Here is a 25,075-nt window from a genome sequence, read left to right on the forward strand (position 1 = left end):
GAGTCGTGCAGATGAATCAGGATATTTTCGGCGCCAGCAGCATGGGCTATGCGCTGATCGAGTCGAATCGGATCGACCATTGGAAGACCTTCCTCAAGGATGGCATCGGGCTCCATCTGCAGCATGCGGACCGGGACTCCCTGGCCTTCCGCATGGACGCGCATCAACGCCGGGTCATCATCCAGCGCGGGCCGGCAGAAGACTTTGTCGCCGTGGGTTGGCAACTGCGCGACCAGGCGACGCTCGACATTGTGCTGCAGCGCCTGAAGGCACGCGGAATCGCGGTCCAGGCCAGCTCTGTGCGAGAAGCAGCGGTACGGGGCGTGGCGCATTTCTGGCGGATTATCGGCCCCAAGCGTTTGGCCATCGAACTGTTCATTGAGCCGCTGACCACCGACGAGCCACTCGACATGCTCTGCGCCGGTTTCATTACCGGCGAGGCTGGCATGGGCCACCTGGCGATCACCAGTCGCCGGGGCAAGGCCATGCGTCGTTTCTGGCAGGAAATTTTCGATGCACGCCAGAGCGACAGCATTGTCGAGCAACTGGCGGGCGTCACCGTGGACATCGACTTCTTCCGGGTCAATCCACGCCACCACTCCATCGCGATCGCCCAGGTCCGTGGTCTGCCAATGGACCCGATCCGCACCAAGGCGCAGCACATGAATCTGCTGACGACCTCGGTAAGCGAACTCACCGATGCCTTCCTGCGCTGCCGCGCCTTGGGCTTCGAGATGGCCCATGAAATCGGCGAGCACCCGAACGATCGCGAACAGTCCTTCTATGTCCTCTGCCCTTCCGGCTTCGAAATCGAGCTTGGCTGGAACGCACTGGAAGTGGATGAGCGCTCCTGGCAGCCCACCACACACCAGGGCATCAGCCTGTGGGGACATCGCCCCGAGAAGACGGGGACCTGGAACAAGCTTTCCACCAATCTGGGCAATTTCGGGCGCGGCCTGCGCTCGCTGCTCTCCCCTGAGTACTCCCCGCTGCAGGAGTCGCATTCGAAATGAACAGCTACAACAACGACAACAAGCTCATAGACGTGGTCATTGCCGGTCTCGGCCCGACGGGCGCCACCCTCGCGCACCTGCTGGGCAAACGCGGCCTTTCCGTACTGGTACTTGAGCGTGAACCGGCCTTCTACGGCAATGCACGGGCTGTCTACACCGACGACGAGTGCATGCGGGTGATGCAGTCGGCGGGGGTGGCCAACGAGCTCGCCCAGGATATGCAGGTGGATACTCCCGCCCAGTGGACCCATGCCGACGGCCGCGTGATCGGACGCTACTGGCAACTCAAGCGTCCGTTCGGCTGGCCCGTGATCAATTTCCTTTACCAGCCCTGGATGGAGACCAAGCTCAGCGAACTGCTTTCGCGCTATCCGCAGGTGCAGGTGCTGCGTGGCCGGGAACTGGTGGACTTTCAGCAGGAAGGTGAGTTCGTCACCCTCACCCACCAGGCCACCCGTAGCTACCGCTTCTCGGACGGTAGCGATGCGCGTGTTGAAGCCGACAGCGATCCCGCGCCTGTCACCCTGAAGGCACGCTACCTGGTCGGTGCCGACGGCGGCCGCAGCACCGTGCGGGAAAAGCTCGGTATTGGCATGGATGGCAAGAACTTCCCTGAGCCCTGGTTGGTGGTCGACCTGGAAATGAAGCAAGGCGAAGACGCCTTGCGCCACATCCCTTACTTCAACTTCGTCTGCGATCCGCAAGGTCCCGTAGTCAGTTGCCCGCAGCCTGGCCGGTTCCACCGTTTCGAATTCATGCTGATGCCCGGTCAGACCAAGGAACACATGGAGGACCCGGCGACCGTACGGGCGCTGATCAGCCGCTTCGTCGACCCCGACAAGTTCGAGGTCAAACGCCGCCTGGTCTACACCTTCAATGCGCTGGTAGCCCGCGAGTGGCGCAAGGGTCGCGTGTTCCTGGCCGGCGATGCCGCCCACATGACGCCCCAGTTCATGGGCCAGGGAATGAGCTCGGGTGTACGCGACGCCTACAACCTGGCGTGGAAGCTGGATGCGGTACTGCGGGGCCAGGCTACCGACAAACTGCTCGACACCTACGGTAGCGAGCGATATCACCATGCCAAGTCGATGATCGACATCTCGGTGCTGATGAAAGATTTCGTCTCCATGTCCAACCCGGTGGCGAGCACGCTTCGCAACCTGGCGGTCAAGGTGCTCGAGGCCACCCCAATCGCCGGTCAATGGCTGCGCGAAGGCGGTTTCAAACCTACCCCAACCTACAAGCCTGGCACCTATCTCGGCCTCCGCCGCAAGGGACGCAAGGGTGTCGAGGGCACGCCGATTCCGCAGCCTCAGGTACGCACATTCAAAGGCAAGCGAGTCCTGCTCGATGAAATCCTGGGTGAGGGCTACGCCTTGATCGGATTGGAAAACAATCCGCTGGACGCCCTCTCGCCTGACTCTCGGAAGATGCTTGAAGCGCTGGATACCCGCTTCGTGACGCTCTATCCCTTCGGCGGCCGCCCCCAGGGCCTGCATGAGAATCGCCGGACGCCTGATGGGTTGGTGGAAGTCGAAGAGCCCGACGGCGACCTGGCCAAGTGGTTCCGCCGCAATGGCCGCAAACACCAACCGGTCGCCATCATCCGTCCGGACAAGTTCGTCTTCGGACTGGTTGAAGCCGAAGACCTCGATGCAGCCCTTTCCGAGTTGAGGGACCAACTGGGCTGGCGGCCGGACCTGGCAACCCGTGACAGCGGCTTCGCATCCCTGAGGAAAAGCGCATGAACCACATCCAGGAATCTCTGAAGCACCTGGAGCAGGCTGCTGCCGCACTGAGACAGGCGCGCCAGGACCGAACGCCTTGTGACCAGATTTCCAGCACTTTCGGCATAGATAGCCTTTCCGGTGCCTACGCGGTTCAGGAGATCAATACCCGACAGGCACTGGAACAAGGTTGCCGTCTGGTCGGCCGAAAGATCGGTCTCACCTCGCAAGCGGTGCAACAGCAACTGGGCGTCGATCGTCCGGACTTCGGCATGCTCTTCGCCGATATGGAAATCGCCGACGGGGAGTCTGTCGATTGCAGCCGACTGATCCAGCCCAAAGCCGAGGGTGAAATTGCCTTCGTGCTCGGCCGCGACCTGCCCAATGCCGATACCACCTTGGCCGAATTGCTTCATGCCACGGAGTACCTGCTCCCTGCGATCGAGATCGTCGATTCGGCCATTCGCGACTGGAAGATCACCCTGGTCGACACCGTGGCCGACAACGCCTCCTCCGCGCTCTACGTGCTGGGCAAGCAACCTACCAGGTTGTCGGCGATGGACCTGCGTCTTGAGGGCATGCTGCTGGAGAAGAACGGTACCCAGGCGTCCATCGGCGTTGGCGCCGCCTGCCTGGGTAATCCGTTGGATGCGTGCCTGTGGTTGGCACGCACGATGGCCGAAGTCGGCCGACCCTTGAAGGCTGGCGACGTACTGCTTTCCGGTGCCCTGGGCCCGATGACCCCGGTCAAAGCCGACGATCACCTCCATCTACGCCTGACGCGCCTGGGCGAAGTCAGCTGCCGGTTTTACTGAGCCTGATCCTGGAAACCCGAATGAACAGTCAAAAGAAACTCAAGGTCGCCATTGTCGGCTCCGGCAACATCGGCACCGACCTGATGATCAAGGTTATGCGTCATGGCCAGCACCTGGAAATGGGGGCCATGGTGGGTATCGACCCAGCATCAGATGGTCTGGCCCGTGCCGCGCGACTGGGCGTGGCCACAACCCATGAGGGCGTGGAAGGCCTGACCCGTCTGCCGATATTCGACGAGATCGACTTCGTTTTCGATGCGACCTCGGCTTCAGCCCACGTGAAAAACGATGCCTTCCTGCGGGCCATCAAACCCAGAATTCGTCTGGTCGATCTGACCCCCGCGGCGATTGGCCCCTACTGTGTTCCGGTAGTAAACGTGGAGGAGCATCGAAATGAGCTCAACGTGAATATGGTGACCTGCGGCGGCCAGGCCACCATCCCCATGGTGGCGGCGGTGTCGCGGGTGGCAAAGGTGCACTACGCCGAGATCATCGCTTCCATCGCCAGCAAGTCCGCCGGCCCGGGGACCCGTGCCAATATCGACGAGTTCACGGAAACCACCAGCAAGGCCATCCAAGTGATCGGCGGGGCGGCCAAGGGCAAGGCGATCATCATCATGAATCCGGCCGAACCGCCCTTGATGATGCGGGATACCGTGTTCGTACTCAGCGCAGCCGCCGATCAAGTTGAAGTCGAAGCGAGCATCGAAGACATGGCGGCCGCCGTGCAGGCCTATGTACCGGGATACCGGCTGAAGCAGCGGGTGCAGTTCGACGAGGTCCGGGACCTGAACATCCCCGGCCATGGCCGCTTCAGCGGGCTGAAGACCTCCATCTTCCTCGAAGTGGAAGGCGCTGCTCACTACCTGCCGAGCTATGCCGGCAATCTCGACATCATGACCTCTGCCGCGCTGGCCACTGCCGAGCGGATGGCGCAGTCACTAAAAAGCTCACGAGGGGATCAGGCATGAATGGGAAGAAGCTCTATATCTCCGATGTGACCCTGCGCGACGGCAACCACGCGATTCGCCACCGGTACTCGATCGAGCAGGTTCAGGCCATCGCCCGCGCGCTGGACCAGGCCAAGGTGGACGCCATCGAAGTCACTCACGGTGACGGCCTGCAAGGCTCCAGCTTCAACTACGGCTTCGGTGCCCACACCGATCTGGAGTGGATCGAAGCGGCGGCAGACGTCATCGAACACGCCACCCTGACCGTGCTGTTACTGCCTGGGATCGGCACCGTACACGACCTGAAGGCTGCCTACGACGCCGGCGCCCGATCCGTGCGCGTGGCCACCCACTGCACCGAGGCAGATGTATCCAAGCAACACATCGAATACGCCCGCTCGCTCGGCATGGACACCGTGGGCTTCCTGATGATGAGCCACATGATTCCGGCCGAGCAGTTGGCCGCCCAGGGCAAGCTGATGGAAAGCTATGGTGCGCAGTGCATCTACATGGCCGACTCCGGTGGCGCGATGAACATGAACGACATCCGCGACCGCATGCGCGCCTTCAAGGCGGTGCTGAAGCCGGAAACCCAGGCCGGTATGCATGCCCACCACAACCTGAGCCTCGGCGTGGCCAACTCCATCGTCGCCGTGGAGGAGGGTTGCGACCGCATTGACGCCAGCCTCGCCGGCATGGGCGCGGGGGCCGGCAATGCGCCGCTGGAGGTGTTCATCGCCGCCGCCGAGCGCCTCGGCTGGAACCACGGCACCGACCTCTACCGGCTGATGGATGCCGCCGACGACCTGGTGCGGCCGCTGCAGGACCGCCCGGTTCGGGTCGACCGCGAGACCCTAGGTCTCGGCTACGCCGGGGTGTACTCGAGCTTCCTGCGCCACGCCGAAGTGGCGGCGGCGAAGTACGGGCTGAAAACCCTCGACATCCTCGTCGAGCTGGGCAAACGGCGCATGGTCGGCGGTCAAGAGGATATGATCGTCGACGTGGCCTTGGATCTCGTGAAGCAGCTGAACCATGCGACTCACTGAAAGGAGCTAAGTACGTGGGTAAAGTCATTCCCAATGGGAAGGTGGCGTTGATCACTGGGGCCAACTCCGGCATTGGCCGTATCACTGCACGGGAGCTGGCACTGCAAGGCTATCGAGTGTTTCTCGCCTGTCGCTCGGCGGAACGCACTCGCCCCGTCCTGGATGAAATTGCCCAAGCCAGCGATGGGACCGCTAAAGCTGCCTACATCCCACTGGATCTTGCAGATCTGGACTCCGTACGGCGTTGCGCGGAGGCGTTTCTCAAACTTCGCCTTCCACTGCACCTGTTGGTGGGGAATGCCGGACTGGCCGGCCAACGCGGGCTGACAAGATCCGGATTCGAGCTGACATTCGGCACCTGTCACGTTGGCCACTTCCTGCTGGTACAGCTCCTGCTCGAAAGCCTCAAGGAATCTGCGCCTGCGCGGGTCGTCATGGTCTCCAGCAAAGCTCATCGCCATGCACGGACCATCGACATGAGCGCTGTACGTCAGTCTACGGCCAGTCGGACCGGACTCAAGGAATATGCCGAAGCCAAGCTCGCCAATCTGTTGTTCACACGGGAATTGGCAAAGCGCCTGGACGGGAGCGGAGTGACTACCTACGCAGTGCACCCTGGTGTCGTTGCCACCAACGTCTGGCGCGCCCTCCCCGCGCCAGCTGCCTGGCTAGTCAAGCAATTCATGCGCAGTGAATCTGATGGAGCAGCCACCACTCTGTACTGCGCAACAGAACCTACCTTGACCAACCAGAGCGGTCAGTACTACGTGGACTGCAAGGAGGCCGAACCATCCGCCGTAGCGCAAGATGTTGCTCTAGCTGCCAAGCTTTGGGAATTGAGCCAGGAGTGGGTCTCCAGGTGATAGCGCCCTTCTCCATGGAAAGCTCCTGATGGCCGACTGCGTTGGCGCAGTCGGCCAGTTCTATCGCCTCACCATAACTTGAACGTGTAATCGATGTTGATGCGAAGTTCATCCACGTCTCTGGCGAAATCGCTCTGATAGTTCGCCTGGCGCAGTCGTACGGCTACACCGCGTAGTGGACCACTCTGTACGGCATAGGCCAGTTCGATGTCGCGCTCAGACTCCTCAACAGAGGAGGCGAAGCCAGGAAGCTCTATGTCGGTTCCCTTCACGTAGCGCCACATGGCACGGAGACCGGGAGCACCAAACGCTGCGAAGTCGTAGTCGTAACGCAGCTGCCAGGTGCGCTCCTTCGGATTCACGAATTCACTGACCAACAGCCCCTCCGAGTTCACATTGACGCTGGTGCCGCCAACGTAAGGCAGCGCGGTGTCGCCCCAAAGCTGCATATAGCCCACGCCGAGGGCATGAGGCCCGGACTGCAACGTGAACATGCTGCTCAACGTCCGATTGTCTACCTTGCCCGCGGCTCCTTTTCCATCCTCGCGGCTACTGAAGACACGGATGTCACTCTTCAGCTTGTACTGCCCAAACGGTACGGTGTGTAGCGCATCAACATAGTCCTGGACGTAGAGGTTCTTCAGCTGGGCGTGGTAGTAGCGCGTGGATAGCTGATCGCTCCAGAGGTAGTCAGCACCAAGGACATTCAGCTCATCTGACGTGGCTGCCCCATTGAAGCGTCGATTTGGACTACTGATCGTGAAGTGTTCACTGTTGGTCGAGTCACGGAGGGTAATGCGATCAAACGCTGCAGCATGCAATGTTAAACGGTCAATTTCCTGCGACTTCAAATAGGCCCCCTCCAGTAACGGGGGAAAGAGTCGCATGGTATTGGCCAGAGCTACCGGTAGCGTCGGCTGCATGGTGCCGACCTGCACCTCGCTCTTCGAGATCCTGACCTTCCCCGCAACACCAAACTTGGAGTATTCGTCGTTGACTTCGCGGCTTGCACTATCGAAGGACAACAGACCCGTACCCGTTCTTCCTGGCCCGGAATCGAGCTTGATGCCCAGCATGCCCACCGCATTGAGTCCGAAACCGACAGGCCCCTCCGTATAACCAGAAGCAAGATTCAGAATGAATCCCTGCGCCCACTCTTGAGCCTGGGACTGCCCTGCACCAGAACGGAAGTCCCGGTCGAAATAGAAGTTTCTAACCTGAAGCTGCGCGGAACTGTCCGCTATGAAACTGCTTGCGTGAGCGCCATGGCAAAGCACAGCCAGCATCACGCCGATGGAGGCATGACTGTTCATGATTGTCTGTTCTTGTATTTGTAGACAGGGAAACTCAAGGCCTACCCGCGAATGGGCGGATAGGCCTGAATCGACTATTTGGATAGGCGTGGGAACAACGGCAGGGCAGATTGGCGGTTGATCGCTTCCAGATTCCCTGCGGCAAAGCCTTCGTAGTTATCGAGTCGACGCGTAAACCATTCGACCTTCGGGTTGATGGCATACGGAATATCGCTGCCAAACAGCACATGGCCGGGCTTGGCGAACGCCATGAGACTTGGCAGAACTGTCGCGCTGGCGGACAGGGCCGTGTCGAAGTAGAAGCTACGCATCTGCTCGATCAATTCGTCTGGAGTGAAGCCAAGGCCCAAATTGCCCAGACTCTGGGCGAACCTGTCAGCGCCGTATGGGATAAAGCCACCGGCATGAGACAGGATGATGCGAACCTTAGAAAATCGCGTCGTTATGCGATTGCTCAACAGACTCAACGCAGCACGTGTAGTGTCGAATGGGTAGTCGACTGTAGGTCCGGGAATCCCAGGAATCAGTTCCAGTTTCGGCTGGGTTGGATGTACCAGGACAACGGCCTCGCGACGGTTCAGCTCTTCCCAGATCGGTTCGAAGCGCTTGTCGCCTAAATAGATGCCCTCGTAATTGGAAAGCAGGATCACACCGTCAGCTTTCAGACGCCCAAGGCAGTAGTCGAGTTCCTTGATAGCTCCGTCGATATCTTGCATCGGCAGCGTCACGAAGCTGCCGAAACGCCCCTGATAATCCTGGCCCAATCCTGCAGCGTACTCGTTGACACGCCTTGCCATGTCTCTCGCCGCCTGCCCTTTCCAGCCGGCCACTCCTGGGGCCGTGAGGGACAGCATGGCAACGTCGATACCCAACTCATCCATGAACTCGATATCCGATTCCGGGCTCCACTTCGGCATCTTCCAGCCCGATGGGTCCCCCCCGTTCTTGGCAAGGTCCTCGGCCCAGAACGAAGGGACGAAATGGTGATGAACATCCACTCGACGTGCCTTCGCATTGATACTTCCCGAGCGGAAAGGTGACGAGCCGGTGTCTGTAGCGCTGGCTGCCGAGACTGGAAGCGCACCCAATACGGCCGAGCCGCCGATAATTACACCTGCTGAAGAAATGAAGTTTCTGCGGTTCATTGTTGTTGTCCTGTTGTACCGAGGTAATACATGTTCGACGTGATTGCGAAGTCGGAATGTCAGGCTGGTGTCGCGGTGGCTTGACTGCGCTTCAGGAGGTAGAAAACCACCCCTCCTGCGATGACGATTCCGGGAGCGGCCGCCAGCATCACACCGGCTGTCCCTGTGCCCAGAGCCAGCATCTTTCCGGCCACCAGCGGACCGCTCATGGCGCCGAGGCGTCCGACGGCCACGGCACTGCCAACGCCAGTGGCTCGCACTTCGGTGCCGTAAAACTGTGGTGCCATCGCATAGAGCACACCCTGCCCTCCCGTGGCGAAAAGCCCTGCAACGAAACCGGCTACCAGCATGCTGTCGAAGCTCTGGGATAGGCCCAGGGCGGCCAGAGAAATGAGGATGCCAACGTAGATCAGCGCGGCCATGGCCCAAGGCGGCAGTCGGTCGAGCAAGGCGCCCAGTGCCAGGGTGCCGACCGCCGCGCCCAGTTGCAGCGCGAGCATCACCCAACTGGCCTGGCTGGGGCTGTAGCCCTGTCCCACCAGCAGGCTAGGCAGCCAGTTGATGAGGATGTAGACCACCATCAAGGTAAAGAAGTAACTGACCCAGAGCAGCAGCGTCGAACGGGCCGCGCCCGCGCGGAACAGTCCATGCCAGACGCCACTGCGCACCGGTTCGAGCTTGCGCTGGTGGAACTGGCTGGATTCGGGCAGGTACAGGCCCAGCAGCGGCACGATCAACAGAGGCACCACCCCACCAACGTAGAACACCAGTTGCCAGCCACCATTGAAGCCGGCGATGCCAATGCAGGCGGCCAGGGCCGCACCCAGGGGCACACCGCAGTACATCATGCTCACTGCTGAGCCACGCAGTCGTTCGCCCGCCACTTCAGACGTCAGGGCAATCAGGTTGGGCAAGGCTGCACCCAAGCCCACGCCAGTGAGTAGACGCGCCAATAACAGACTCTCAAGACTCCAAGCCTGGGCGGTGACTAGAGAGAACAGCCCGAATAGGGCCACCGAGCCCATCAGTACCGCCTTGCGGCCGACACGGTCGGCCAGCCAGCCACCGACGAAGGCGCCGGGCAACAGTCCGAGGATGCCGGCGCTGAAGACCCAGCCCATCTGCATCTTCGACAGTTCGAATGCAGCCGCCATGCCTTGCGCGGCGATGCCGGCGGCCTGCAGGTCGAGGCCTTCCATCAGCGCTACCAGGAAGCACAGGCCGATGGTGGTGTAGACACGACGGGAGTCGTGGGCAGTGGTTTCGATCATGATTCAAGGCACCCGTAATTGTTTTTGTAGGGAGTCGCAGTGTTGTTTTTGTGGGGGCGATTTCAATCGCTGAGGGCAGCGCAGCTACCCCCTTCAAACCTCGACAGGCAGACCTGCGGCCTGCTTAGCGAATGAATTCGCCCCCACAGGTTGCTGCCGCCCTCAGGCCCGGCGCGCCAGCAAGTCCAGGGCCACGTCGACGATCATGTCTTCCTGGCCGCCGACCATCCGGCGTTTGCCCAGCTCGACGAGGATGTCGAGGGTCTTCAACCCGTATTTCTCGGCGGCCACTTCGGCATGACGCAGGAAGCTGGAGTAGACGCCGGCATAGCCGAGGCCGAGGGTCTCGCGGTCGACCCGAACCGGGCGGTCCTGCAGCGGCCGCACCAGGTCGTCGGCGGCGTCCATCAGCCGGTAGAGGTCGGTGCCGTGGTTCCAGCCCAGGCGTTCGGCGGCGGCGATAAAGACTTCCAACGGCGCATTGCCGGCCCCGGCACCCATGCCGGCGAGGCTGGCGTCGATGCGGTCGCAGCCCTCCTCTACGGCGACTATGGAGTTGGCCACGCCGAGGCTGAGGTTGTGGTGGGCGTGCATGCCGGTCTGGGTTTCCGGCTTGAGCACCGCCTTGAAGGCGCGCATGCGGTCGCGGATGTCGTTCATGTTCATCGCGCCGCCGGAGTCGGCCATGTAGATGCACTGGGCGCCGTAGCTTTCCATCAACTTGCCCTGCGCGGCCAGCTGCTCGGCCGGAATCATGTGGCTCATCATCAGGAAGCCGACGGTGTCCATGCCGAGGCTGCGGGCGTATTCGATGTGCTGCTTGGACACGTCCGCCTCGGTGCAGTGGGTGGCCACCCGTACGGAACGGGCGCCAGCGTCATAGGCGGCCTTCAGGTCGTGCACGGTGCCGATGCCGGGCAGCAGCAGCACGGTCAGGCGCGCGTGCTGAATGACATCGGCAGCCGCTTCGATCCACTCCAGGTCGGTGTGGGCGCCGAAGCCGTAGTTGAAGGACGAACCCTGCAGGCCGTCGCCGTGGGTGACTTCGATGGCGTCGACCTTGGCCTCATCCAGGGCGCGGGCGATGGTCTGCACCTGCGGGATGGAGTACTGGTGGCGGATCGCGTGGCTGCCGTCGCGCAGGGTCACGTCGGAGATGTAGAGCTTCTTGCCGTTCATGGGCGGTCTCCTCAAGCCTTGAGCATGGATTGCGCCATGCGCTCGGCGGTGGCCAGCGCGGCGGAGGTCATGATGTCGAGGTTGCCGGCGTAGCTCGGCAGGTAGTGGGCGGCGCCTTCGACTTCGAGGAAGATCGAGGTCTTCAGCCCGCTGAAGCGGCCGTGGCCGGGGATATTCAGGTCGTGGACCTCATCGAACTGCACCCGTTGCTTCAGGCGATAGCCCGGCACATAGGCCTGCACGGCGGCGGCCATTTCTTCGATGCTCGCCTCGACCCTGGCCTGATCGGCTGCTTCCGAGAGCACGAACACGGTGTCGCGCATCATCAGCGGCGGTTCGGCCGGGTTCATGACGATGATGGCCTTGCCCTTGGCCGCCCCGCCGATCACTTCGATGGCTTTCGAGGTGGTCTCGGTGAACTCGTCGATATTGGCGCGGGTGCCGGGGCCTGCGGATTTGCTGGCAATCGACGCGATGATCTCGGCGTAGTGGACCTTCGCCACGCGGGACACGGCGGCGACCATTGGGATGGTGGCCTGGCCGCCGCAGGTGACCATGTTGACGTTGAGTTGCTGGAGGTTCTGCTCCAGGTTCACCACCGGCACGCAGTACGGGCCAATGGCGGCCGGGGTCAGGTCGATCAGGCGAATCCCCGGCTTCACGCTGCGCAGAAAGGCGTCGTTCTTCACGTGGGCGGAGGCCGAGGTGGCGTCGAAGACGAAATCGATCTCGTTGAAGATCGGCAGGCGGGTCAGGCCTTCCACGCCTTCATGGGTAGTGGCCACGCCCAGTCGTGCTGCGCGGGCCAGACCATCGGACGCCGGGTCGATACCGACCATGGCGCCCATTTCCAGGTGTTGCGCGTTGCGCAGCACCTTGATCATCAGGTCGGTGCCGATGTTGCCGGAGCCGACGATGGCGACTTTGCGTTTCTTGCTCATGGGGAGTTCTCTCTGCAATCAGTCGGCGCTGAACTGGACGGCCACTTGGCCGATACCGTCGATCACCGTTTCGAAGCGGTCGCCCGCAGCTACGGCGGACATCGGGCCCAGCGCGCCGGTCAGGATCAGGTCACCGGCCTTTAGTGGTTCGCCCAATCGGGCCATGGTGCGGGCCAGCCAGACGGCGGCGTTGAGCGGATGGCCGAGGCATTCGGCACCGCTGCCACTGGACACCAGATCGCCGTTGCGGGTCATGCGCATGGCGGCCTGGCGCAGGTCCAGGGCGTCAAGGCGACGGGCCGGACCGCCGAGCACGAAGCAGCCGCTGGAGGCGTTGTCAGCCACGGTGTCGACGAAGCGGATGTTCCAACCCGCCACGCGGCTGCCGACGATCTCCAGGGCCGGCAATACCCAGCCGGTCGCGGCCAGGACATCGGCAAACCCGGTGTCGGCGCGCGGCAGGTCACGGTCGAGGATCAGGGCGATCTCCGCCTCGATTTTCGGCTGCAACACGCGACCGAAAGGCACCACTTCGTTGTCGCCGTAGCTCATGTCGGCGAACAGGGTGCCGAAGTCCGGCTGGTCCACGCCCAGTTGGGCCTGCACCTTGGGATTGGTCAGGCCGATCTTGCGGCCCACTACGCGACGCCCGGCCGCAATGCCGTGGGCCACGTTCAGGCGCTGGATGGCGTAGGCGGCTTCGCCGTTGTCTTCGCCGATGCGCTCACGCAACGGGCCGATGGCCTCGCCGTTGGCTTCAGCCGTGCGCAGGCCAGCGGCCAGTTGTTCCAGGGAATCTCGGGAAAGGGTCATCTCGCACCTCGGGACTCAGTGGGTGAGGAAGTCCAGCACCATGCGGTTGAACTTGTCCGCGTGTTCCCACTGGGCCCAGTGGCCGCAGTTGTTGAACACGTGGAGTTCGGAGTTGGGGATGCCGGCTACCAGGCGCAGGCCGGTGTCCATGGGCACGAAGCGGTCGTTGCGGCCCCAGATCACCAGGGTTTCGGCCTTGATCTCCGCCAGGCGCGCGCCGAAATCGGGGAACTGCTTGGGGTTGGCCGCAAGGCTCCTGACGAAGTTTTCCAGGTGATCGCGGCGCGCCAGCATGTTGTCCAGACGGGACTGGAACAGCGCCTCGGTGAGGTCGCTGGGGTCATAGACGAAGACGTTCATCATCTTCTTCAGGTTGTCGATGGTCGGCTCGCGGTACAGGCCTTGGAGCAGCTTGATGCCCTCGGTGGGCATCGGCACGAAGGGGCTGGCGCCGCCGGTGCCACCGCCCATCAGCACCAACTTGCCGACCCGTTCCGGCCAGCTCAGGGCGAACGCCACGGCACTGTGACCGCCCATGGAGTTACCGACGATATGCACCCGGTCCAGGTCAAGCTGATCCACCAGGCCCTTGAGGATGCGGGCGTTGAGGTCCGAGCGAGAGCCGCTGCAGACGATGGAATCGCTTTTGCTCCAGCCCGGGCAGTCCAGCAGGATCACGCGGAAACCGGCGTTCACCAGTGGTTCGATGTTGCGATTGAAGTTGGCCCAACCACTGGCACCGGGGCCGGAGCCGTGGAGCATGACCACGGTTTCGCCGCCCTGGCCGCAGTCGTTGAAGTGGATGTTCAGCTCCTGCTCGCCTTCCTGGATGCGGATGAACTGGCTGGTGGTTGCTTCGGTAATGGCAGACATGTCGGATTCTCCGGAAGGGTTCAGGAATGCGCCAACGGGCGGGCGCCAAGGGCGCCGAAGCCGGCGATCCATTCAGGGATCGGGCGGTAGTAGTGGCCTTCAGCCTGATAAGGGCCGAAGGCGGACAACGCGGCGAAGGCGGCCACCCAGGTTTTCACTTCATGGGTGGACTTGCCGGCGATGGCCGAAAGCTCGGCGTTGCCAAGGCCATCCAGCTCAGTCAGCCGGGCATCGGCGAGGGTGTCGAGGAACTGCTGGTCCCAGACAGGGTTCAGCGGGTGAAGACTGTTCTGGTCTTCCACGAAGCGCTCGGCAGCGGTGATCACCCGCTGTTGCCGAGCCTCGCGTTCATCGGCCGGCAGGTTTCGGCCGCTGCCCATCAGCCGGTCGGCCATGCGGGCGTCGACTTTGGCCAGTTCCGGCACCGGCGGCTGGTGCGACAGCCCACCGGAACCGAGAAACAGGACCTTCTTGTCCAGCGTCCGGGCGAAGCGCCCGATGGCCTCGCCGAGCAGGCGGGCACGCTGGAAACTCGGCAGCGGGATGGCCACCGAGTTGACGAAGACCGGGATCACCGGGCAACGATCGAGGCCGCCAAGCAGCAGCTCCAGCGGTTGTGCAAAGCCGTGGTCCACCTGCATGCGGTAGGACACGGCGACGTCCACGCCAGCCTCCAGCACCGCGTCGGCGCAGGCCTCGGCGATGTCTTTCGGCACGCTCAGGGTGCCTGCGGCAGTGCCGAAGTCGCCGATGGCGTCGGCGGCCATGCCGATGCAGAAGGACGGCATCACGTCGTAGAAAAAGCCGTTGTAGTGGTCCGGGGCGAACAGCACCACCAGCTCCGGGCCGAACTCAGCAATTCGAGCGCGGGCTTCGGCCAAGACCGCATCGACTTCGGCGAGTACCTCCGGCGTCGGGTCGACGTGGCCCACCAGTGGTGTGTGGGACAGGCATTGCACCAGGGCACTCATCTCAGGCCACCTTGCTCGCCAGCGGCTGCTGGCTGATCTGGGGCAGCGCCGAGAGCGCGCGGGACAGGGCGTCGCAGGTGCGGCCGACGGTCTGCGGAATGGCCAGGCCGGCGACGAAACGGTCCGGACGCAAGATCACGATAGAAGCCGGGTAGCAGCCGAACCAGGTCTTCAGGCGGCCCGTGTGATCGCCAACGCGGATTACCCCTTCCGCCACCTCACGCTCGGCCCTGAGCTGGGTTTCCGGGAGCACCTGGATGAAGCGAGTGCCGAGATTCCGCCAGAAGGCCACCTGTTCGGCAGACAGACCCCAGGTCGGGTCCACGCCCCAGGCGATGATCGCGAAGTGGCTGCCGATCACGTCGTCCAGCAGCTTCTCTTCGCCGCCGTCAGCCACAACGCGCGGTTGGATGAACATCCGCCCCACAGGGGAGTCCTTCACCTCGGAACCTGCCGCCACCAGCGCGCCCTGGTGGTACTGCGGCATCGGCTTGAAGCGCATTTCCAGGAAGTAGCGTTTGATCGGCGGCAGGTAGTTCAACAGCCAGGAAATGCCGTCACGCAGTGTGCCCTGCCAGCGCTTTGGCGGCGCCAGGACATGCCCGGCCAGTACCGACAGATCGATCATCGCCTTGGCGTGGTCGCGGCGCTCCTGCTGGTAGCTGTCCAGCAGCTCCTCACCCGCCAGGCCCTTGACCACCAGGGCCAGTTTCCACGCGAGGTTGCAGGCATCGCGCATGCCGCTGTTGTAACCCTGGCCCTGCCACACCGGCATGATGTGCGCGGCGTCCCCGGCGAGGACGATGCGTTTGACGCGGAACTCCCCGGCCAGACGGGCGTTGTGGGTGTAGACGCGCTTGCGGATCAGCTCGACGCGGTCCGGGTCCGGCAGCACCTTGGCCAGCAGCTTGCGCATGTTCTCCGGCTTGCCCAGTTCCTCTTCGGTCTCACCGGGCATCACCATGAATTCGAAACGGCGCACGCCATGAGGCAACGCCGCCGAGACGTAGGGACGTACCGGGTCGCAGCAGAGGTAGACGTTGGGCGTGGCCAGCGGGTCGTTGGCGATGTCGATGACGATCCACTGGTTGGGCGCGGTCTTGCCTTCGAAGGAAATACCCAAGGTGCGGCGCACGTAGCTGTTGCCGCCATCGCACGCCACCAGGTAGCTGGCACGCACGCTCTCGCGACCTTTGGGTCCGTCCATCTCGAGGCTGACGCCATCGGCGTCCTGGCTGAAGCCGACCAGATCGCGAGAGAACAGCACCTTCACGTTGGAGAAACGCGACAGGCCCTGATGCAACACCGCATCGACCTGAGGCTGGATGAAGGCGTTGCGGCGGGACCAGCCGAACTCGTCGGTCATCGGCTGAATATCGGCGAAACAGCGGCCCTTGGGGGTCAGGAAGCGCATCGCGTGCCATGGCGTGGTGTGCGGCAGGACCTTGTCCACCAGGCCAATGGCCTGGACGGTGCGCAGGGATTCGTCATCGATGCCGATAGCACGCGGGTAGTCGATCAGCTTGTCGAGTTTCTCGATCACCAGAACCTCGACGCCGGATTGGCCCAGGTAGTTGGCAATGGTCAATCCCACGGGGCCCGCGCCCACCACCACCACGTCGGCGTGGTACTCGGCAGGTTGAGCGTTGTCGGGTCGATTGGCGTTCATTGTTTTCATGGTTCTCACCGCGTGGATCAGAGTTGCGAAGCCCGGCATCCCGGAAAGCGGGCAAGCCGGTCCCAGCCCACGGCCTGGCGGGAGGCCGCGGGAAAGAAAATTCAGGAGTGCTAGAGGTGTTGGGCGTCAGGCCGGGATGGCTGACCGGTGCCTTCGTCGGGCACCGACGTGCAGATCAGGGGAAGTCGGGACGCGATGAACGTCGCAGGCGGACTCGACAGCGGGAGCCGTCTCGCGGGGAACGGCGAAACGTCCGCGGAAGGGCTCGGCAGGCAAGGCAGTCAGGTGCGCTGGTTTCATGATTCGTCCCCGCTTGGGTCAGGGTTTTTAGTTGTTGCGGCGAGTATAGGAATCGCCTTACTTGTCCTACAATGAAAAACAACCTTGATGTGCACCTAGTGCACATCGTTGATTTAAAACGCTTTTATGGTGAATTCATGGCAAGTGATCAGGGCTCTGACTACAAGACGGTGCGCGGTCTGACACGTGGACTGGCCCTGCTCAACACCCTCAACCGTCTGGACGGTGGCGCCAGTACGGCGCGCTTGGCGGAGCTCACCGGCCTGCACCGCACCACGGTGCGCCGGCTGCTGGAAACCCTGCAGGACGAAGGCTATGTACGCCGTAGCGAGTCCGACGACAGTTATCGCCTGTGCCTGAAAGTGCGCGAGCTGAGCGAGGGTTTCCGCGACGAGCAGTGGATCTCGGCCATTGCCGCACCACTGCTCGCCGAGCTGCTGCAGGAAGTCGTCTGGCCCACCGACCTCTGTTCCCTTGATGTGGATGCCATGGTCGTGAGGGAGACCACGCATCGCTTCAGTCGGCTGTCATTCCATCGGAACATGGTGGGACGCCGCTTGCCATTGCTGCTGACCGCCACGGGATTGGCTTACTTGGCATTCTGTCCGGAAGTGGAGCGAGAACAAATCATCGCGCTGCTGGCCAGCCGCAATGACGAAGAGACCCGCCTGGCACGCGAGCCCGTCGCACTGGACAATTTGCTGAGGAAGATTCGTCACAATGGCTATGCGGAGAACTTCATGAACTGGAATCGAGAGGAGAAAATCGCCGCCATCGCCATTCCTGTGCGCCATAAGGAGCAGGTCCTGGGCTGCTTGAACGTGGTTTATGTGGCGAAGGCAATGACCATTGCGCAAGCGGTCCAACGCTTTCTGCCGGCGCTTCAACGTACTGCCGTAAGCATCGAAGCGGCTATTGGCAGTAACGATCAGTTCTCGACTCGTTCCCAGTAGCGCCCAATCAGTTGCTTTGAATTCGCCATAAACCGCGCGGGATGATCTCTATTCAGTTGCCACCGCGCCCCCTCCTCGCTCGGTTGTCCCGCTCTCGCGTAGTCTGACTCTGGTTGTCTCGGTCACTCTTGTTCAATGGCAGGAGTAGTGCCGGCCTCGACGTGAATGCTCTGTGTGGACTGTCCCGAGCTGGATAGACGTAAACCGATGCCTGCCATAGCCAGACGCGGCCCAGGGTGAACGGTAGCTACCGGGCCACATGCGGACATTCAGAAACGAGAAGAAATTGGTCGCCCCGCTTCGCCTCCAGTACACACCTTGAATCCGCCCACCAACATTGCCGCGCTCAACCCATGCACGTCCGGTCGACAAACAGCTCCCGAGCACTATCCCGGCTCTGCCGACTTTCTCGGGCGTTTCGTTGACAACGCGCGATGCTCTCGGGCGTTACAATGGCGCCCGCGCCGATTCCTCGAATCGGGCACGCCAGGAGCCAGCTTCAGATGTTCACCCTTGTATACCTGGACACATCGCCGCCCGAATCCCTGAAGAGTCAGGTTCTACAGATGGTGGTGGATTACTTCAGCGACATCAGCCCAGTGCCGCTGACGCCCAGCAATCCGCTCTATCAGCTGTATCAGTACGTGATTGGCTACGAGGTGCACCTGTATCTGCAGGCCATGAACAACGCCTCGGAAAGCACCGCGCGGTTGATCCTGGCCCTGGATGATGAAGATCCCTCCCAGGTGCTGGGTTTTGCCCTGTACCTGCCGAGCCCGGATGATGCCGAGGCCTGCACCCTGGCCTATATGGCCGTCAAGGCCAGCCACCGCCGACGCGGTATTGCCCGGGCGATGTTGCAGCAGATGATTGAATATCGGCCCCACGCCGAACTGGCCTGCGCGGCGAACAAGGTGCCGACCTTCGAGTCGATGGGATTTCAGATACTGGCAGCGCAAGGACCGCACGTGCTGCTGAACACCCGCGATCACCGCTCGGACGGCATGGTGGCGGTGCAGGATCTGGCTCCGATATTCCAATCCAAGGAAGTACGACAGATCCACGCCTACCTGGTGCAACAACACGGCAAGAAGGCCATGAGCGAGGCCGAGAACAAACGCGACCGCCTGCTCGACCAGATGGCCCATCAGGCTCAGGCATTGGTGAAAGAGCGTTTCCCTACGATCCACTGACGACCAAAGGGACAGCTGCTTCTTTGCGTAGAGCGACCATTCTCGACAAGAAGCGGCCCGTCGAATCGCCTTCAGAGCACCACATGCCCCTGCGGGCACTGGTTAACTTGGGCGACTCGACTCCGGGCTCAGATGCTTCCAATCATTCCGCTACGGTATCGACGGCAGGGTCCTGGATGGCTTTTTTGGGTTTCGAACGGTTACGTCGTTCTTGCCCGCGGTGCCGCGAGGCTTGCTGCTTCGCATGCAGCGCCTGACTTGCCGTTACCGTGCCAGCGGCTTGGCCGTTCAGGTCCAGGCGCGGCGCGTTCTCGACCATGCTCGCCCAATAACGCGTTCCGCGGCACCAGGTAGAGATCCCCAATTTGAGCTGTTCGCTGGTAATTCCGAGCAATTCCAGATGCTGCTCAGCATCCTTGAAAATGCCCTCCTTCAGCGGAACCTTGGGGGCCGGATTGACTGGAAACGCCAAGGGGAAGTGCTTCTGCAAGCGCCAGATCGCTTCCACTGCAGGATCCTGCTCACGCGGCTTTGCCTGGGGAGAGGGCTTCCGTTTGGCAGGCTTGGGGCTGGCAGTCTTTTCTTGCTTTGCTTCAGCCCGCAGGCGGTCACGTAGTTCAGCTAGTTGTTCAAAACCCATTATTCAGTTCACAGCTTCATGGTTGAGTCGTGGCGCAAGGTTATCCCATGCAGCCTTGAAGGTGCACACACGTCGGTCTGAGACCAGGGATGGCTTGCGATAATTCCCGGCCTTTTTGGCAAGTCACGGCACGCAAGGCCGGAACATTCTAACGCCTGTCTGTGCACGGGAGTATTCTGAAAGCGTCCCCAAAGAGGGATGAAGGTTGTGCAGCTTCCGCGAGAAGCACCCTTGGGCACAGCCGCGTCATAGCAAATCAAAAGAAGACTGCCGCCACGTCTCCCCTCCCCTAAAAAGACGTGGCGGGCTTTCTTGAGCGCCAATCGCTAGGCCAACTGGCAGTGGAGACGAGGAAGCTCCTGACTTGAATCCTTGACCGCTTCGTCTGCGAGTTCCGTTTCACCCGCGACAATCCCTGATTTCGTTTTGCGAACAGGCGGTGACGGCCATTCGATAGACATAGATGTTGCGTCCTCCTGAACCCAGCCCACCGGATTACAGTCAACCGGACATCCACCCGGAGCTCGCGACCATGAAGAGGACCCTCGGCATGCCTGATCCGCTGCTCGCCCCCATCGACCAGAGCGCTGGTGCCACCCCCACAGCCTGCTTCCACCTGCTGATGGGAACCTATACCCAAGGTCGCAGCGAAGGCATCTATCTCTATCGCTTCAATGCCCAATCAGGCAGTCTTCATGGGCCCGTTGGCCTGATCCGCAGCGCGAATCCTTCTTTCATCGTCCTGAGCCGAAATCGACAGCTGTTCTTCGCCCTCAATGAAAATGCCGGTAATGCGGATGACGGCGACGGCGGGCGTGTCAGCTCCTTCCGTTTCAATCCCCGCACGGGCGAAATGCATGAGGTGGATTCGCGGGAAACACAGGGCGACGAACCTACTTACGCCAGCATCAGTCCCGATGGACGCTATCTGTTCGTCGCCAATTACGCGTCTTTATCCGGCGGCTCATTGGCCGTGATCCGGGCAGGTTCCAGTGGCGCGCTCGGCGCGGTAAGGCAGTGCGAGGCCTACCCCGGAAGCGGCATCAACCGGGACCGGCAAGCGACCGGCCACATGCACTCGGCGGTGATGGAGCCTTCAGGCGAATACCTGTTCGCAGCGGACCTGGGAGCGGACAAGGTCATGGCCTACCACTACCGGCCAGACAATCCGGACCGGCCGTTGGAACCCGCCGACCCGCCCTACTTCCCTGCGCCGCCCGGTAGCGGACCCCGGCACATCGTGTTTTCCGAGGATGGCCGCTTCGCCTATCTGACGCTGGAGCTCTCAGGCGCCGTGATAAGCCTTTCGCACAGCGGAGGCAGGCTCACGGAATTGCAGACGCTCCCGCTTGCACCCGCCGGCTTCTCCGGCCAGGTGGCTGCCGGGACGCTGCATCTTTCCGAGGATGGTCGTTTCCTGCTGGTACTCAATCGTGGTGATGACAACCATCTGATCGTCTTTTCGGTAACCCCTGACAACGGCCTTCTCACCTTCGTCGATCGCTCACCGGTGGGACGCATGGCTCGCGAGTTCGTGCTCGCACCCGGTGGGCGGTTCGTCCTGGTCGCCAATCAGGGCGACAACAGCATCGACGTATTCAGCCGCAATCCCGAATCCGGACAGTTGGGCGACAAACTGCAAAGCATCCACGTGGACACCCCAGCGTTCCTCGCCCTGGTACCGATGGACCCGGAAGTGAATGAGAGAGAAGGCTCATCCGGGTAACCGGCAGATCCAGCGAGCACGAATCAGGCAAAACCTCTCAGCTGGGCAAATTCTTCCACCGGCGCGCGATCCGAGCGCAGGCTGTTGACCGGTGCCGAGCGATCCGCATGGCCCAGCGCCATGCCGCAATAGACCAGTTCGTGCTCCGGCAGCTCGAAATGCCGGTGCAGGCTCTCGCGCACCATGCCCCAGGCTTCCTGCATACAGGTCGCAAGACCGCGTTCTTCGGCCAGCAGGGCCAACGACTGCATGAACATGCCGACATGCGCCCACTGGCCATGCCCCATGGAACGGTCGATGACGAAGAAAATGCCGACCGGTGCGCCGAAGAACTGGTAGTTGCGCGAGAGATTGCGCAGCCGCGCAGCCTTGTCTTCACGAGGAATGCCGAGAAGCGCGTACATGTCCTCGCCCACCTTGTAGCGGCGTGAGCGGTACGGATCGCTGAGTCCTTCCGGGTAGATGGGATGATCACCCGCCTCGCCCCTTGGGTTCTTCAGCAGGGTTTCAACAGCAACTCGCTCCAGGGCGAGCTTTTCTTCCCCGCTGACCACTATGACTTTCCATGGCTGAAGGTTGCCGCCCGACGGGGACCAGCGCGCGTCCTCGAGCAGGTCCAGCACGGTTTGCGCCTCGACCGGCTCGGCAGTGAAGGCGCGGACAGATATACGTTTTCTCAGCAATTCGGCTACCGACATTGGCGTACTTCCCCAGCATGGAATGGTAAATGGTGCGTGGAATTGGATAGCCGCGGCTTCAGCGCCGGACGAGCGCCATGCCGAAGCTTTTCGACAGGCTGGAGGCTCCCTTGGGCGTCACGCTCAAGGCGCGGGAGTCGAGGTGACGGGTTACCCAGCCGCGCTTGAGCATCAGGTCCAGCAACGCCGCACCCAGTGCACCGCCGACATGCGGCGTGCGTTCGCTCCAGTCCATGCACGGATAGGCCAAGCGCCTGCGCTGACGTTGCACGTCGGCCAGGTCGATTCCCAGTTGCCCGAGCCCCTGGCTGCCGGCGTCGGTGATTCGGTAATCCTTGTCATGGCTTTCGATCCAGTTCGCCGCCAGCAACGCATCGTGCAATTGCACGGCGACTTCACCCGCACAGTGGTCATAGCAGGTGCGCGCTTGGCGCAGCACCGAGGGTGTCGAGGGACGGAAGGCCACTGCAGGCGCGCCTGCCAGCGACAGCAGGCTCTCCAGGGTCTGCGCGACCTGGCGGCTCGCCAACTGGTAGTAGCGGTGACGGCCCTGCACGTGCAGCACGACCAGCCCCTGCTCCAACAGGCGGGCGAAATGACCGCTGGCAGTGGAAGCACCTATGTCGGCGACAGCGGCCAACTCGGTCGCCGTACGAGCATGGCCATCGAGCAGGCTGCAGAGCATGCGTGAGCGCGCCGGATCGGCAATGGCGCCGGCCAGCGCGGCAAGGTGATTGTCGGCGGTATCTGCATCCATGGTTCGGTGCTCCCCGAAGAGTTCAGTCTCGCCGTCATCATAATCGGGCTCGAACCCTGTGGAGAGAGTTCGCCACGTCCTAACCCTTCTTTGGCAGAAAAGTCGTGTTCGCGGCGCTCATGCGGGGAATAAAAAAAAGGCCGCCTTGGGCAAGGCGGCCATTAAATAAAACCAAAGGATTGATGAAGTGGAGGAAGCCAACCGCAATCCTGGGGGAGACCAGAAAGCGCACTTGGCTAAAGTCTTCATCGAGGGCAAGTGTACGCATTTCTCCCTGTATCCAAAATCAAATACGTTGATAGGAACTATTGATATGGATTTATGGGATTTGATTCGTTCAATTGTTTGTCGCCCAGCCATCCGAAACTCTTGACATGCACATTTAAGTTCGGATTGATTTAGCGGAAACGTCTATTACGGCACCCGCAGCGAATCTGTCAATTATCCATAAGTATCTTCATGGTGCAGTCGAAGCGATTAACCGCGCGCAACAAAAAAAGGCCACCTCCGAAGAGGTGGCCGAATCAGAGAGTAAGTTGATGGAACCTGGTCGATTCACGGGGAGAATCGACCATTCCCTGTTCCCTCGCGCACAGCATACCCAGCTGCAAATTTGATAAATATTAATCTCATCAATATGCGTAATTGATGATTACAGTTTTTTGATTGATGCCGCACGTGGTAGTTGTTTGCGCGCTTCGCGTCGGCAAAGCCGGCAATACAACGAGAACCAAAGGACTTTCCTATCAGCCCACCGGCAGGCCTCAGTGCTTCCCGGCGGTTGGTAGCTTCTTGAATTCCTGCCTTATCAAAACCAACAAAGACCATCAGGAGCATCCGTGATGCAACTCAATCCCCTGAGCGCTCTGGCGCTGGCGGTTTCCGCCGCTCTCGCTGTTCCCGCCATGGCCAGTGAGCAATCCGAATCAAAGGGATTCGTCGAAGACGCCAGCGCAACCCTGCTGCTGCGCAACGCCTACTTCAACCGTGACTACAAAGACCACACCAACGACGCCAAGACCTGGGGCCAGGGCTTCATCGGCACCTTCGAGTCGGGCTTCACCCAGGGCACCATCGGTTTCGGCGTCGACGCCTATGGCCTGCTGGGCGTGAAGCTGGACAGCGGCCGTGGTCGCAACTATGCCGCTTTCTTCGACACCGATAGCGATGGCCACCCGGTGGACGATCTTTCCGAAGCGGGTGCGGCGGTGAAACTGCGTTTCTCCAACACCGTGCTCAAGTACGGCAACCAGTTCCCGTCCCTGCCGGTGCTGGCCTATGACGACAGCCGCCTGCTGCCCCAGGCCTTCACTGGCACCCTGCTGACCAGCAAGGAAATCGACGGCCTGGAGCTGAACGTCGGCCGCTTCACCGGTGACAGCCCCATGGGCGACCCGGCGCGCGACCCCAACCGCCTGAAGAGCATCGACGTGGTCGGCGGTAGCTACACCGTCACCGACGACCTGAGCGTGAGCCTCTACCACTCCGACGTGGAGGACCAGTTCAAGAAGTACTACGCCAATGTGAACTACAACATTCCGTTCACTGAGCAGCAGGCGCTGAACTTCGACTTCAACATCTACCGCACCAAGTACGACGACGGCTCCGACGCGGCACTGGCCTTCGGTGGCGACGGTCAGGACGACAAGAACACCCTGTGGAGCCTGGCCGCCAAGTACAGCATCGGCGCCCACGCGTTCATCGTCGCCCACCAGCGCAACACCGGCGATGCCGGCTACGCCTACGACTTCGGCGACGGTGGCAGCACCATCTACGTGGCCAACTCCTACTACTCGGACTTCAACCTGGAAGACGAGCAGTCCTGGCAGGTCAGCTACGAGCTGGACTTCGGTGGCTATGGCATCCCCGGCCTGAGCTACAAGTTCGCCTATGTTCGCGGTACCGACATCGTTGCCGGTGGCGAGAACGATGGCACCGAGCGCGAGCTGTTCAACCAGTTCAAGTACGTGGTGCAGGATGGTCCAGCCAAGGACCTGTCGTTCAAGCTGCGCAACTCCATCTACCGCGCCGACAATCAGGTAGGGCCGGACCTCAACGAAGTCCGCGCGTTCATCGAATACCCCATCAGCATCCTCTGATGCGTCGGGTCGCGCCGGTCAGCCGGCGCGACTTCCCTCCTTCGCTTGCGTCAAAGCAGGCGCGCGCCCAACTCCCCTGCCCCATGACAGCGGCCATCAGGGCTCGGGACG

General features: G+C 61.7%; 24 protein-coding genes. 10 read left to right on the forward strand and 14 right to left on the reverse strand.

The genetic code is table 11. The annotated features are described in order from the left end of the window. Window positions 1–11: 11 nt before the first annotated feature. Genes DM872_RS07020 through DM872_RS07045 form a run of 6 tightly spaced genes read left to right on the forward strand, consistent with a single transcriptional unit; the run spans window position 12 to window position 6,414 of the window. Window positions 12–1,013 carry a VOC family protein gene (locus tag DM872_RS07020; protein WP_218649109.1) on the forward strand — a complete coding sequence of 334 codons (1,002 nt, stop codon included), beginning with the start codon at window positions 12–14 and terminating at the stop codon, window positions 1,011–1,013. Further along, the gene (mhpA, locus tag DM872_RS07025) at window positions 1,010–2,761 is read left to right on the forward strand and encodes a bifunctional 3-(3-hydroxy-phenyl)propionate/3-hydroxycinnamic acid hydroxylase MhpA (RefSeq protein WP_179058782.1); all 1,752 of its coding nucleotides are present in this window, start codon (window positions 1,010–1,012) and stop codon (window positions 2,759–2,761) included. Before DM872_RS07020 ends, mhpA begins: the two co-directional genes overlap by 4 nt. Beyond that, the gene (locus tag DM872_RS07030; RefSeq protein ID WP_179058783.1) at window positions 2,758–3,555 is read left to right on the forward strand and encodes a 2-keto-4-pentenoate hydratase; all 798 of its coding nucleotides are present in this window, start codon (window positions 2,758–2,760) and stop codon (window positions 3,553–3,555) included. Before mhpA ends, DM872_RS07030 begins: the two co-directional genes overlap by 4 nt. A gap of 20 nt (window positions 3,556–3,575) precedes the next feature. Further along, entirely contained in the window at window positions 3,576–4,526 is a 951-nt protein-coding gene (locus DM872_RS07035; protein ID WP_179058784.1) for an acetaldehyde dehydrogenase (acetylating), read from the forward strand. Further along, window positions 4,523–5,551 (forward strand): 4-hydroxy-2-oxovalerate aldolase, encoded by a 1,029-nt coding sequence (dmpG, locus tag DM872_RS07040; RefSeq protein WP_179058785.1) that lies wholly within the window; start codon window positions 4,523–4,525, stop codon window positions 5,549–5,551. Before DM872_RS07035 ends, dmpG (DM872_RS07040) begins: the two co-directional genes overlap by 4 nt. Before the next feature lie 14 nt (window positions 5,552–5,565). Continuing rightward, window positions 5,566–6,414: an SDR family NAD(P)-dependent oxidoreductase gene (locus tag DM872_RS07045; protein WP_179058786.1), complete on the forward strand. Its 849-nt coding sequence runs from the start codon at window positions 5,566–5,568 to the stop codon at window positions 6,412–6,414. Between the two features lie 68 nt (window positions 6,415–6,482). Here the strand turns inward: DM872_RS07045 and DM872_RS07050 are convergent, their stop codons facing one another. The 9 genes from DM872_RS07050 to DM872_RS07090 form a co-directional block, all read right to left on the reverse strand. Continuing rightward, window positions 6,483–7,727, reverse strand: coding sequence for an OprD family porin (locus DM872_RS07050; protein WP_179058787.1), 1,245 nt, complete (start codon window positions 7,725–7,727; stop codon window positions 6,483–6,485). 74 nt (window positions 7,728–7,801) lie between these two features. Next, window positions 7,802–8,872, reverse strand: a complete 1,071-nt coding sequence (locus DM872_RS07055) for an amidohydrolase family protein (protein WP_179058788.1) — start codon at window positions 8,870–8,872, stop codon at window positions 7,802–7,804. A 59-nt stretch (window positions 8,873–8,931) separates the two neighbouring features. Beyond that, a complete protein-coding gene (gene mhpT, locus DM872_RS07060) occupies window positions 8,932–10,143 on the reverse strand; it encodes a 3-(3-hydroxy-phenyl)propionate transporter MhpT (RefSeq protein ID WP_179058789.1) in 1,212 nt (403 codons plus the stop codon). A gap of 162 nt (window positions 10,144–10,305) precedes the next feature. Next, window positions 10,306–11,322 (reverse strand): 4-hydroxy-2-oxovalerate aldolase, encoded by a 1,017-nt coding sequence (gene dmpG / locus DM872_RS07065; RefSeq protein WP_179058790.1) that lies wholly within the window; start codon window positions 11,320–11,322, stop codon window positions 10,306–10,308. An 11-nt stretch (window positions 11,323–11,333) separates the two neighbouring features. Then, on the reverse strand, window positions 11,334–12,263 hold the full coding sequence (locus tag DM872_RS07070; protein WP_179058791.1) for an acetaldehyde dehydrogenase (acetylating): 930 nt from the start codon (window positions 12,261–12,263) through the stop codon (window positions 11,334–11,336). An 18-nt stretch (window positions 12,264–12,281) separates the two neighbouring features. Continuing rightward, window positions 12,282–13,076, reverse strand: coding sequence for a 2-keto-4-pentenoate hydratase (mhpD, locus tag DM872_RS07075; RefSeq protein WP_179058792.1), 795 nt, complete (start codon window positions 13,074–13,076; stop codon window positions 12,282–12,284). 15 nt (window positions 13,077–13,091) lie between these two features. Beyond that, window positions 13,092–13,949, reverse strand: a complete 858-nt coding sequence (locus DM872_RS07080; RefSeq protein WP_179058793.1) for an alpha/beta fold hydrolase — start codon at window positions 13,947–13,949, stop codon at window positions 13,092–13,094. A 20-nt stretch (window positions 13,950–13,969) separates the two neighbouring features. Further along, a complete protein-coding gene (gene mhpB / locus DM872_RS07085; protein WP_179058794.1) occupies window positions 13,970–14,920 on the reverse strand; it encodes a 3-carboxyethylcatechol 2,3-dioxygenase in 951 nt (316 codons plus the stop codon). Between the two features lies 1 nt (window position 14,921). Beyond that, window positions 14,922–16,637, reverse strand: a complete 1,716-nt coding sequence (locus tag DM872_RS07090) for a bifunctional 3-(3-hydroxy-phenyl)propionate/3-hydroxycinnamic acid hydroxylase (RefSeq protein ID WP_179058795.1) — start codon at window positions 16,635–16,637, stop codon at window positions 14,922–14,924. Window positions 16,638–17,035: 398 nt separating this feature from the next. Between DM872_RS07090 and DM872_RS07095 the strand changes: the two genes are divergently transcribed. Continuing rightward, the gene (locus tag DM872_RS07095; protein ID WP_179058911.1) at window positions 17,036–17,851 is read left to right on the forward strand and encodes a DNA-binding transcriptional regulator; all 816 of its coding nucleotides are present in this window, start codon (window positions 17,036–17,038) and stop codon (window positions 17,849–17,851) included. Between the two features lie 503 nt (window positions 17,852–18,354). Next, the gene (locus tag DM872_RS07100) at window positions 18,355–19,044 is read left to right on the forward strand and encodes a GNAT family N-acetyltransferase (RefSeq protein ID WP_179058796.1); all 690 of its coding nucleotides are present in this window, start codon (window positions 18,355–18,357) and stop codon (window positions 19,042–19,044) included. A gap of 142 nt (window positions 19,045–19,186) precedes the next feature. On the opposite strand, the gene DM872_RS07105 is transcribed toward DM872_RS07100, so the two are convergent. Then, window positions 19,187–19,684, reverse strand: coding sequence for a ProQ/FinO family protein (locus DM872_RS07105; RefSeq protein WP_179058797.1), 498 nt, complete (start codon window positions 19,682–19,684; stop codon window positions 19,187–19,189). Between the two features lie 550 nt (window positions 19,685–20,234). Here DM872_RS07105 and DM872_RS07110 point away from each other — a divergent pair. Then, window positions 20,235–21,410 (forward strand): lactonase family protein, encoded by a 1,176-nt coding sequence (locus DM872_RS07110; RefSeq protein ID WP_256873307.1) that lies wholly within the window; start codon window positions 20,235–20,237, stop codon window positions 21,408–21,410. Between the two features lie 23 nt (window positions 21,411–21,433). Here DM872_RS07110 and DM872_RS07115 read toward each other — a convergent pair whose 3' ends face one another. From DM872_RS07115 to DM872_RS07130, 4 genes are all read right to left on the reverse strand, one after another. After that, window positions 21,434–22,108, reverse strand: coding sequence for a nitroreductase (locus DM872_RS07115; RefSeq protein ID WP_179058798.1), 675 nt, complete (start codon window positions 22,106–22,108; stop codon window positions 21,434–21,436). Between the two features lie 58 nt (window positions 22,109–22,166). Next, complete coding sequence (locus DM872_RS07120) at window positions 22,167–22,865, reverse strand: ArsR/SmtB family transcription factor (protein WP_179058799.1); 699 nt, start codon at window positions 22,863–22,865, stop codon at window positions 22,167–22,169. A gap of 79 nt (window positions 22,866–22,944) precedes the next feature. Further along, window positions 22,945–23,133 (reverse strand): hypothetical protein, encoded by a 189-nt coding sequence (locus DM872_RS07125; protein ID WP_179058800.1) that lies wholly within the window; start codon window positions 23,131–23,133, stop codon window positions 22,945–22,947. A 287-nt stretch (window positions 23,134–23,420) separates the two neighbouring features. Beyond that, window positions 23,421–23,702 carry a hypothetical protein gene (locus DM872_RS07130; RefSeq protein ID WP_179058801.1) on the reverse strand — a complete coding sequence of 94 codons (282 nt, stop codon included), beginning with the start codon at window positions 23,700–23,702 and terminating at the stop codon, window positions 23,421–23,423. A gap of 5 nt (window positions 23,703–23,707) precedes the next feature. On the opposite strand from DM872_RS07130, the gene DM872_RS07135 reads away from it, so the two are divergent. Next, a complete protein-coding gene (locus tag DM872_RS07135; RefSeq protein WP_179058802.1) occupies window positions 23,708–24,964 on the forward strand; it encodes an OprD family porin in 1,257 nt (418 codons plus the stop codon). The last annotated feature ends 111 nt before the right edge of the window (window positions 24,965–25,075 follow it).

The sequence above is a fragment of the Pseudomonas taiwanensis genome (assembly GCF_013393345.1).
GTDB classification, from domain to species: Bacteria; Pseudomonadota; Gammaproteobacteria; order Pseudomonadales; family Pseudomonadaceae; genus Metapseudomonas; species Metapseudomonas resinovorans_C.